Source organism: Hymenobacter sp. (genome assembly GCF_035709525.1).
Lineage (GTDB): Bacteria > Bacteroidota > Bacteroidia > Cytophagales > Hymenobacteraceae > Hymenobacter.
The window spans coordinates 35,017-45,398 of the sequence record NZ_DASTEP010000219.1 but is presented as its reverse complement, the minus strand read 5'-3'; the positions used below and the strand labels follow the sequence as shown (position 1 = coordinate 45,398).

The 10,382-nt window shown below is 60.1% G+C and carries 10 protein-coding genes; 6 read left to right on the top strand and 4 right to left on the bottom strand.

Annotated elements, in window-relative coordinates:
* Positions 1–83: 83 nt before the first annotated feature.
* Positions 84–980 (bottom strand): GTPase Era, encoded by an 897-nt coding sequence (gene era, locus VFO93_RS19410; RefSeq protein WP_325136045.1) that lies wholly within the window; start codon positions 978–980, stop codon positions 84–86.
* Between the two features lie 218 nt (positions 981–1,198).
* On the opposite strand from era, the gene hemH reads away from it, so the two are divergent.
* Positions 1,199–2,236: a ferrochelatase gene (gene hemH, locus VFO93_RS19405; protein WP_325136044.1), complete on the top strand. Its 1,038-nt coding sequence runs from the start codon at positions 1,199–1,201 to the stop codon at positions 2,234–2,236.
* Between the two features lie 89 nt (positions 2,237–2,325).
* On the opposite strand, the gene VFO93_RS19400 is transcribed toward hemH, so the two are convergent.
* Together VFO93_RS19400 and VFO93_RS19395 are read right to left on the bottom strand one after the other, a co-directional pair.
* Entirely contained in the window at positions 2,326–2,709 is a 384-nt protein-coding gene (locus VFO93_RS19400) for a PRC-barrel domain-containing protein (RefSeq protein WP_325136042.1), read from the bottom strand.
* A gap of 11 nt (positions 2,710–2,720) precedes the next feature.
* Entirely contained in the window at positions 2,721–3,347 is a 627-nt protein-coding gene (locus tag VFO93_RS19395) for a hypothetical protein (RefSeq protein WP_325136041.1), read from the bottom strand.
* A gap of 124 nt (positions 3,348–3,471) precedes the next feature.
* Here VFO93_RS19395 and VFO93_RS19390 point away from each other — a divergent pair, with 124 nt between their 5' ends.
* The gene (locus VFO93_RS19390; protein WP_325136040.1) at positions 3,472–4,461 is read left to right on the top strand and encodes a DUF2157 domain-containing protein; all 990 of its coding nucleotides are present in this window, start codon (positions 3,472–3,474) and stop codon (positions 4,459–4,461) included.
* Entirely contained in the window at positions 4,458–5,663 is a 1,206-nt protein-coding gene (locus tag VFO93_RS19385) for a hypothetical protein (protein ID WP_325136039.1), read from the top strand. The genes VFO93_RS19390 and VFO93_RS19385 overlap by 4 nt, the downstream gene beginning before the upstream one ends.
* A 95-nt stretch (positions 5,664–5,758) precedes the next feature.
* On the opposite strand, the gene VFO93_RS19380 is transcribed toward VFO93_RS19385, so the two are convergent.
* Positions 5,759–6,748: a hypothetical protein gene (locus VFO93_RS19380; RefSeq protein WP_325136038.1), complete on the bottom strand. Its 990-nt coding sequence runs from the start codon at positions 6,746–6,748 to the stop codon at positions 5,759–5,761.
* A 119-nt stretch (positions 6,749–6,867) separates the two neighbouring features.
* On the opposite strand from VFO93_RS19380, the gene uvrA reads away from it, so the two are divergent.
* From uvrA to VFO93_RS19365, 3 genes are read left to right on the top strand one after another with little or no spacing between them, the layout of a single operon-like run.
* Positions 6,868–9,714 (top strand): excinuclease ABC subunit UvrA, encoded by a 2,847-nt coding sequence (uvrA, locus tag VFO93_RS19375; protein WP_325136037.1) that lies wholly within the window; start codon positions 6,868–6,870, stop codon positions 9,712–9,714.
* 44 nt (positions 9,715–9,758) lie between these two features.
* Positions 9,759–9,977 carry a hypothetical protein gene (locus tag VFO93_RS19370; protein ID WP_325136036.1) on the top strand — a complete coding sequence of 73 codons (219 nt, stop codon included), beginning with the start codon at positions 9,759–9,761 and terminating at the stop codon, positions 9,975–9,977.
* Entirely contained in the window at positions 9,977–10,381 is a 405-nt protein-coding gene (locus tag VFO93_RS19365; RefSeq protein WP_325136035.1) for a type II toxin-antitoxin system VapC family toxin, read from the top strand. The genes VFO93_RS19370 and VFO93_RS19365 overlap by 1 nt, the downstream gene beginning before the upstream one ends.
* Position 10,382 lies beyond the last annotated feature (1 nt).

Sequence of the window (10,382 nt, the reverse complement as noted above, 5' to 3'; positions counted from 1 at the left end):
AGCTCCCAGGCCGCGAGTCTGGAGACTCGCCCCACTGGTCGGCCTGCCGTTACGCGCTGCGCGCTAAACGGCGGCCAGCGCTACTACTGATACCCAAAGCGGGTAAGCGCCTTGGCATCGGTGCGCCAGTTCTCGTTCACTTTCACGAACAATTCGAGGAACACTTTTTTCTGGAAAAACTTCTCCATTTCCTCCCTCGCCCAGGTGCCGACTTTTTTAAGTGCCTCACCCTTAGCACCGATAATGATGCCTTTCTGGCTGTTGCGCTCCACGTAAATCACGCCGCGAATGCGGATAATTTCATCGTCTTCCTTGAACTCCTCAATGGCTACTTCACAGCTGTAGGGGACTTCTTTTTTATAGAGCTTGAAGATTTTTTCGCGCACCATTTCGGCGGCAAAAAAGCGCTCGGGCTTGTCGGTGAGCTCGTCTTTGGGGTAGTAGGGCGGGTGGATGGGCAGGCTGTCGAGGGCCAGCTGCAACACCTTTTCGGTGCCAAAGGCGTTGAGCGCCGAGATGGGCAGCACGTCGGTGGCGTTGGGTAGCTGCTCTTTCCAGTAGGCCAGCTTGGCCTCCACGTCTTCCTGGCTGGCCTGGTCTATTTTATTGACCAGCACGTAGATGGGCGTGTCCTCGGTTTTGCGCAGGCGCTCAACCACGGGCTCTTCGTCGTGCTTTTCGTAGATGTCGGTGACGAATAATATCACATCGGCATCTTCTAAGGACGAGTACACGAAGGCCATCATGGCATTGTGCAGCTCGTATTTGGGCTGGATGATGCCGGGCGTATCGGAGTAAACCAGCTGAAAATCATCGCCGTTGAGAATGCCCAGGATGCGGTGGCGCGTGGTCTGGGCTTTGCTCGTGACGATGCTCAGGCGCTCGCCCACGAGCGCGTTCATCAGCGTCGATTTGCCCACGTTAGGCTTGCCGATGATGCTGACGAAGCCGGCACGGTGAGGCTTGGGTTCGGGGTTCACGCGAGGTAGGGTTTTGAAAATGAGCCCGCAAAGGTACGGCTTTTTGGAGCTGTTAGCTGCTGGCCGTTAGCTATTAGCTTTTTTTGCAGTTGAATTGAAGCTGAAAACCCGGCTTTTTGGTTAAACGTGCAATTACCATAAAATAGGCCCCAGACTGCTGGTTGCTGGCTTCCCGAAGAGCTAACAGCTAGCAGCCAAAGGCTAATAGCTAAAATATAATGCCTACCCCCGCCCGCCGCATTGGCGTCTTGCTAGTAAACCTGGGCACGCCCGACTCGCCCCAGACCGGCGACGTGCGCCGCTACCTCAATGAGTTCTTGACCGATGGCCGCGTGATTGACATGCCGGCCGCCGTGCGCTACCCGCTTTTCCAAGGCTTAGTAGTGCCGCTGCGGGCGCCCAAATCGGCTAAAATCTACCAGCAGCTTTGGGATGCCGAGCGCGGCTCGCCGCTGCTCTACCACGGCCTCGACTTGCAAGCCCGGCTGAAGGAAGTGCTCGGCGACGAGTACGTGGTGGCCTTCGGAATGCGCTACCAGAAGCCGAGCATTGAGAGCGCACTGGAGGAGCTGCGCGACGCGGCCGTGGACCGCATTATCGTGCTGCCGCTGTTTCCGCAGTACGCGGCGGCTAGCACGGGCTCGGTGCAGGAGAAGGTGATGGATATTGTAAAAGACTGGTGGATAGTACCGAGTGTCAACTTCATCAGCACTTTCGCCGACGACCCCGGCTTCATCGCCAGCTTCGTGGCGCGGGGCAAGGCCGAGATGGCCCGGCACGACTACGACCACGTGGTATTCAGCTACCACGGCATCCCGGAGCGGCATGTGCTCAAGGGCAGCTTCAAGGGCTACTGCCAGCTGGGCAAGTGCTGCAATACCTACAACAAAAACAACCGCTACTGCTACCGGGCGCAGTGCTTTGCCACCTCGCGCCTGCTGGCGGCGGGCCTCGGCCTAAGCGAAAGCCAGTACACCGTGACCTTCCAGAGCCGCCTGCAAAGCCGCCTGCGCGACCCCTGGCTGCAACCCTACACCGACGAGGTTATTAAGGAATTTCCGGCCAAAGGCATCCACAACGTGCTAGCTTTCTCGCCCGCCTTTGTAGCCGATTGTCTCGAAACCACCATCGAAGTAGGGCTAGAGTTCAAGGAAATGTTTGAGGAAGCCGGCGGCAAGCACTGGCAGTTGGTGCCCTCGCTCAACTCGGAGCCTTACTGGGTGTCGGCCGTGGCCGACATGGTGCGGGCCAATTGAGTGTAACACCAAGCTCCAGCTTGGTGAACCGTCGTTAAGCCCCGCTTGGTTGGCTCAACAACGGTTCACCAAGCTGGAGCTTGGTGTTACTAACCCAGTGCCCGCTGCATTGCCTCTTCAAACTCAGTAGGCAAAATAAAATCAACGAACGGCGGGTAGCTGCTGATGGTGTCGCGGCGCAACGCGGTTACGAATACGCTGCCGCCCTCGGTGTCGAGGTTCACGGCGGCCAGCGGCAGCAAAATCTGGGTTTCGGCGTGTGGCGGGGGCGGGGGCACGCCGGGCAGGCCGCGGTCGAGCTGCACGGTGAGGTAAAGCACGCGGCGGGTTTCCAGATTGACCAGCAGCTCGGCGACGGTGCCGAAAGCCTGGCCGTCGCCGCCGCGCACGGGCCAGCCGCGGGGGTCGGGGTCGCCGGTGGCCATTTCAAAATCGGGCAGGTCGCGCAGGCGGCGCAGGATGGGAGAGCTCATAAGGGGCTAGGTTAGAGAACGTCGCGGGCGGGGTAGCTCAGGGTATTGAGCAAGCTGGCCACCTGCGCCAGGTAGGCGCGGTTGCGGGTTTGCTCGGCGGGCGTGGCATCGCGGCCCGATAGCTCGCTGGCTTGCAGCGTGAGGGCGTTGGCTTCGGTTTCGAGGTTGGGGTAGCCTTTTTGCTGCACGGCCAGCAGCAGGCTGGCGGCGGCCACGAGGCCGGGGCGCAGGCTGGCGGCGGGGTCGTTGTCTTCGAGCCGCGAGGTGGCGCTGGTGAAGTTGTCGCGCTGCTCCCGGATGGCGGCATCGTCGCGCAGGTCGGCGCGGTCGACGAGCTGCGTGAGCTGCGGGGCCAGCTCCAGCAGCCGGATGCGGGCGGGCGAGGCATTGCCCAGCGGCGGGCTGGTTTCGATGGAGTCGCCGGGCGGGGGCGTGGCGCGGGCCGCAGCGGCGAGCGAGTCGGGGGCCAGGGTATCGGCGGGCGCGGGGGCCGCCGTGGTCGCGGCGGGGGCGGGCTCGTCGGCCGGGTCGGGGCGCAGGTAGAAGTAGGCGGCGGCCGCGAGCAGCAGCGCGGCCAGCGCCACGAGCAGCCACGGGCTGGGGGCTTTTTTCTTGGGTTGAATATGCAGTTCGGCCATATACTAAGCTGGGTAATCGGGTAGCAGTACGCAAGCGCTGGCAGGCGGTTAGGGCTGGGGCGGCCTGGCAGCAACTAGCAGCGCGTAAGTTTAAGCCGCCTTTCTGTTTCTACCTATTCCTTTAATGCCTACCCCCACCACCCGCCTGCTGGCCGAGCTGGAAGCTGCTGGCTATCTGCCGCCCGCCCAGGCTGCGGCCATTGCCGAGGACGAGCGCGCCCGGCCGTTTTCGCTGCACTACGAGCTGCGGGCGCTGCTCTACCTGGGCATTACGCTGCTGGCCGGGGGCGTGGGAGTGCTCATTTACCAGCACATCGATAGCCTGGGGCACGGGGTGATAATTGGAGCTATCGCGCTGGCCATGAGCGCGTCGTTTGCCTACGGCGTGCGGCGCCGGTTGGCTTTCACCTGGGGCGAAGCCCCACGCACCAGCATTGCGGCCGACTACCTGCTGGTGCTGGGCTGCCTGCTGTTTCTAGTGCTCGAAGGCTATTTGCAGGCTCAATACGAGCTGTTTGGCACGCGCTACGGGCTGGCCACGGTGCTGCCCGCCGGGCTGTTCTTTTACCTGGCCTACCGCTTCGACCACCGCGGGGTGCTTTCGCTGGCCATTACGGCGCTGGCCGCCTGGGTGGGCGTAAGCGTGGCTCCGCTGGCAGTGTTTCAGCAGGCGCTGCTTTGGCACAGTGCCCTTAGCTTCCCGGGGATGTTGCTTGGCCTGGTGCTGGTGGCGGCCGGGCTAGGGTCAGAATTTCTCGACCGCAAGCGGCACTTTGCCTTTACCTACCTTTCGCTGGGGAGTAATGTGACGCTGCTGGCGGCCCTGTCTTTGCTGTTCGCTACCGAAGGCCGGTACTCCCTGCCCTGGCTGCTGCTGGTGCTGGTGCTCAGCGCGGGGCTGGTGTGGTATGCCCGGCGCGCGCAGTCCTACCTGTTTTTGCTGATGAGCGTGGCGTACAGCTACGTAGCCATTACCTACAGCATCGTAAGGCTGCTGGCCAGCGGCCATTCCAGCGATTGGGTAACGCCCATGCTCGTGTTTTACCTGCCCCTGACGCTGGTAGGCATCGTGCTGCTATTTCTCAACAGCAAAAAAATCCTGCGCCTCGCATGAGCTTCCGCGCCTACCCAGCCGCCTGGCCCCACCATACCGCGCTGCGGGCCGCCGCGGCCCGCTGGCAGCGCCGCGGCCTGCTGCTACCCGCCCAACGGGCGGCCATCGAGGCGGCTTACCCAATTGATTACTACCAGCCGGCCCTGCTGTTGCGGGTGGGGCTGTTTGTGGCCACCCTGCTGAGCGTGGGCAGCGCGCTGCTGGCGCTCGGCGTCCTGGGCGTGCACAGCGGGCTGGTGCTGGGAGTGCTGGCCCTGGCAGGTAGCGTGGCGGGGGTAGAGGCGGTGATTAAAAACGCGCGCCACTACCACTCCGGTGTCGATATGGCCTTGCTCTACAGTGCGTTGCTGGCGTGGAATTTCCTGATTCTGTACTCTTTCAATAAGTGGCTGCCCTATGGCTACAGCCACCGCGACTACGGCCCGCATTTCTGGCTGACTGCGCCGGGCACGTGGCTGCACCTGCTGTTGCTGCTGGGGCCGCTGCTGCTGGCCCTGCGCCGCTACGCCGACCCCGTGGTGGCGGTGGCTACGTTTGGCACGGCGCTGGCCTTACTGGCGAATATGCTGCTGCACGGCGCTTGGGGGCGGCTGTTGCTGCCGTTTGAGACAATGGCGGCTTCGGCCGCTCTGCTCTATTGGCTGGAGCAGCAGCCCGCCCGCCTGTCTTACCTGTATTACCGCCCCTGCCTGTTGGTGTTGCGGACGCTGGCGCTGGCCGCGTTTTACCTGGCGGGCAATTATTTGATTGTGCGCGAAGGCAATGCGCTACTAGTTGGGGGCTACGGGCCGTCGCCGCAGGTGCCGCTGGTCCCGGTTTTCTACGTATTCACGGCGGTGGTGCCGCTGCTGTACCTCTACCTGGGTTTGCGCCGCCACGACCGTCTAATGCTGCTGGTGGGCGTGCTGGCAGTGGCGTTTTCCATCTTCACGGTGCGCTACTACCGCGCCCTCATGCCGCCCGAAGTAGCGGCCTCCCTCGCCGGCCTGGTGCTCATTGGCCTGGCGCTGGCCGCTTTGCGCTACCTGCGCACCCCGCGCCACGGCCTCACCGCCGCCCCCGACGACGAGGCCGCGCCCCACTTCAACCTCGAAGCGCTGGTAGTAGCCCAAACGGCCTCTGTACCCACCGCGCCCGCTACTACTGGGTTTCAGTTCGGCGGCGGGCAGTCGGGTGGGGGCGGGTCGGAGAGTAGTTTTTAGGTTATACCTTTATATCGGTCTGAACCCGGAACTTGCCGGATGTAGGACTCCCTGGGGCTGCCGCAAGGTGGCCCCCTTTTTTGTGCTAGCTTGGCTCAAAAGGCAACAGCTACTTTTGTTTTGCGAGCTTCTGGAGGTAACTGAGCTTCTGCGTATAAAGCATTTGCAATGCAGTCCGTTGCGCTATAGTGTGTGTAGATGAAAATCGGTTTGCCCTGGTAAGAAGCTAGTGTGCTAGAACCAATTGCGGGCTTTTCGAATGTGAATAGAAAACGCTTTTTACCTGCTTTGTCGGGTAGTGGCAGTTGTAAGTTCTTCTTGTTCAACAATAGAAATCGACCAACTTCAAGCAGGATGTCCTTCCAAGTTTGGATTGCCTTAATGGTGCCATCAGGTAAGAGCAAGCTGGCAGGCTTTTGACCAGGTAATAATGCCAGCGTGTTCAGCGCAGATAACTCTGTGAAAGACTGTTTACTTGCCTGTGAAGGCGGTTGAGAAACCGATTTAGAAGACTTTGATTTACTTTCTTTTGCAGAAGGCACCGAAGCGTTGAAAGGTAGTGCGTTGGGCTGGGTTACCAGGCTTTTCGGCAAGCCATAACCACCATGAGCTGCATCTAGCAGCTGCAACAACTGTAGCGCCGTTGGCAGCAGCGTTTCTTCGGCGAGATGCAGAGCAGTAGTGGGCTCGTAATGCGAATATTCAGGTGAGTAACAATGCCAGTGTATGCCATCCGTAATGATAAAAACCTTCGGCTTAAGTGAAAAAGCATAGCCAATGAGAGCCCATACATGCCCTAGTTTGTCAAGGGGCTCGCCTAGCTTTTTGGCCTCCACTACAGCTAGGATAGTGCCATCCTGGCTTTTCAATACATAGTCCAGCGACTGCTTGTTCTGAACCGTATGCTCAGGCTCTACCATATACAAGTCAGCTGTATCCCAGCCTAAAGCGCGCAGGATAGGGTCGACGAGTGCGGTGCGAGTGGCGGCTTCGTTTTTTCTAATTAGCACCTGATGCTGTTGGGCCTGTTGATATACATCGGCCAGCGCGGCTACTAACAAGGCAAGAGGGCTAAGGGTGGGCATTCAAAAAGAGGTAGGATGCGTAAAGGTGCAATGTTAAAACGGACTAAGCTCAAATCATAACCCCGACCTTTGCGCCGCCCGCCGAAACCTTCCGCCCCCCGGCCGGCGTTACCGCATTCATGTCCGACAATTCCGCTCTGCAAGTGGCCGCCCCGGCCCACGACGAAATCGACCACCTCGACCCGCGCCAGTTTATCGTTATCAAAAACGCGCGCGTTCACAACCTTAAAAACCTGAGCGTGGCGTTGCCGCGTAATAAGTTTATCGTGGTCACAGGCCTCTCGGGCTCAGGCAAGTCGAGCCTGGCCTTCGATACCTTATACGCTGAGGGCCAGCGCATGTACGTGGAAAGCCTAAGCAGCTACGCCCGGCAGTTTCTGGGCCGCATGGACAAGCCCGATGTGGACTACATCCGGGGCATTTCGCCGGCCATTGCCATCGAGCAGAAGGTCAGCATCAAGAACAACCGCTCGACGGTGGGCACGAGCACCGAGATTTACGACTACCTCAAGCTGCTGTTTGCGCGGGTGGGCCGCACGTACTCGCCCGTGAGCGGCGAGCAGGTGCGCAAGGATACGGTGGCCGACGTGGTCGATTATCTGTTTACGCTGCCGGGTGGCACGCGCGTCACCATCCTGGCCCCACTGCTGCGCACCGAGCCCGACCGGCCCATGAGCAAGGAGCTGGATTTGCTTTTGCAGAAAGGCTACAGCCGCATCGTGCTGGAAGACGGGCAAAACGCTTTCATCGAAGACCTTATCGGCGAGGGCAAGCCCGAGGTAGAAGGGGAGGTGTTTATTCTCATCGACCGCGCCGTGGTGCAGCCCGACGACGACGACTTGCAGTTCCGGCTGTCCGACTCGGTGCAAACGGCTTTCTTCGAGGGCCACGGTACCTGCATCGTGAAGCTGGACGACGAGACGCGCACCTTCTCCGATAAGTTTGAGCTGGACGGAATGGTGTTTGAGGAGCCGAACGTTAACTTCTTCTCCTTCAACAACTCCTACGGGGCCTGCCACACCTGCGAAGGCTTCGGCTCGGTGCTGGGCATCGATGAAGACCTGGTAATACCGGACAAAAGCATGACCGTGTATGAAGGCGCCATCGCGCCCTGGCGCACCGAAAAGCAGGGCGAATGGCTCAAGCCGCTGCTCAAGAATGGCATTCGGTTCGACTTCCCCATTCACCGCCCTTACAATGACCTGAGCGCCGCCGAGCAGCGCTTGCTCTGGACGGGTAACAAGTACTTTGAAGGGCTGGATGCGTACTTCAAGTGGGTGAGCGAGCAGACCCACAAAATCCAGTACCGCGTGCTGCAAAGCCGCTACCGGGGCCGCACTACCTGCCCCGACTGCCGGGGTACCCGCCTGCGCAAAGACGCGCAGTACGTGAAAATCGATGGTAAGAGTATCACCGACCTTGTATTGCTGCCCATCGCCGACGCGCTTACATTCTTTGAAAACCTGACGCTGACCGAGCACGAAGCCAAAGTGGCCGACCGCCTGCTGGCCGAAATCACGAACCGCCTGGGCTACCTCAACCGCGTGGGTCTGGGCTACCTCACCCTCAACCGCTTGAGCAATACGCTGAGCGGCGGCGAAAGCCAACGCATCTCGCTGGCTACGTCGCTGGGCTCGGCCCTGGTGGGCTCGATGTACGTGCTCGACGAGCCCAGCATTGGCCTGCACCCCAAGGATGCCGAGCAGCTCATCGGTGTGCTGCGCTCGCTGCAAGCGCTGGGCAACACCGTAGTGGTAGTGGAGCACGAAGAGAAAATGATGGAGGCCGCCGACCAGATTATCGACATCGGCCCCGAGGCCGGCAGCGGCGGCGGCAACCTCATGTTTCAGGGCACCTTCCCGGAGCTGATGCAGGATACGGCCACTTACACCGGCCAGTATCTGAGCGGCAAGCTCGACGTGCCGGTGCCCACCGTGCGCCGCCCCTGGCGCAACGCGCTGGAGCTGACCGGCGCCCGCGAAAATAACCTCAAGAACGTGAGCGTCAAGATTCCGCTGGGCGTGATGACGGTGGTAACGGGCGTGTCTGGCTCGGGCAAATCGACGCTCATCCGGCGCATCCTGGCCCCGGCGCTCATGAAGCAGCTCGGCGGCGGCGCGGGCGAAACCACCGGCAAATTTGACCGCCTGCTGGGCGTGAACGGACAGGTAACGCACGTGGAGTTCGTAGACCAGAACCCCATCGGCAAGTCGTCGCGCTCCAACCCCGTGACCTACGTGAAGGCATATGACACCATCCGCACGCTGTTTTCGGAGCAGCCGCTGGCCAAGGCGCGCGGTCTCAAGCCCTCACACTTCTCGTTCAACGTGGAGGGCGGGCGCTGCGAGGTGTGCCAGGGCGAAGGCCAGGTGAAAATCGAGATGCAGTTCATGGCCGACATCTACCTGACCTGCGAAAGCTGCGGCGGCCACAAGTTCAAGCAGGATATCCTGGAAATCAAATTCCAGGATAAGAACATCTACGAGGTGCTGGAACTGACGGTGGAAGACGCCGTAGAGTTCTTCGCTGGCCAGCCCAAGGTGGCTGAGCGCCTGCGCCCGTTACTCGATGTAGGTTTGGGCTACATCCGCCTGGGGCAGTCGGCCAATACGCTCAGCGGCGGCGAGGCCCAGCGCGTGAAGCTGGCGAGCTTCCTCACCAAAGGCGCTACGCTGCAACAGGATAAAATCTTGTTTATCTTCGACGAGCCCAGCACCGGCCTGCACTTTCACGACATCGCCAAGCTGCTGGGCGCGCTCAACGCGCTGGTGGAACAAGGCAATTCGGTGCTTATCATCGAGCACAACATGGACATCATCAAGTGCGCCGACTGGCTTATCGACATGGGCCCCGAGGGCGGCATCAACGGCGGGCACCTGCTCTTCGAGGGCACGCCCGAGCAACTGGTGAAACTCAAGGATACCAACTACACGGCCCGGTTTCTGGCGGAGAAAGTGGCGGGGTAGCTATGAGAAAAAGCTGTAAATTGATGTTAAAAAATCAACTAGCCATGATAGCCGAAAAGGAACGCGATGAAGTGTTGGCCACGCTGGCACGTACAAAAAACGAGGAGTTGTTTCAGCAGGTATTAGCGCTGGTGCGAAGCACGGAGGAGCCAACTGAACCGCCGCGCCGGCAGATTGCACCGCCTGGCTTTGCCTACGATGAGGGGTTCTGGATGGCAGATGATTTTGATGAGCCGCTGGACGACATGAAGGAGTACATGTAATGGCGGAGCCTGCTTACTTGCTTGATACGCATGCGCTGCTTTGGTATGCGCAAGCGCCTCAATTGCTACCCGAAGAGGTAATTAAACTTATTCGGCAGCCGGATGCCGCCATTCATCTCAGCCGCGTTTCGCTACTAGAAATAGCCATCAAGTATAGTATAGGTAAGCTCGAGTTAAAGGGTACTTTTCAGAGGTGGTTACAGCGTGTAGCGCTAATGGGTTTTGACAACTTGGAAATTAGCAACCAGCATTTGAATACCCTGGCAAGGTTGCCCATGCAGCCCAATCACCGCGACCCCTTCGACCGCCTGCTCATCGCGCAGGCGCTCAGCGAAGACCTCACGCTCATCAGCCGCGACGGTAAGTTTAGGGCCTACGCGAGTTTAAAGCTTCGCTGGGCGTAGG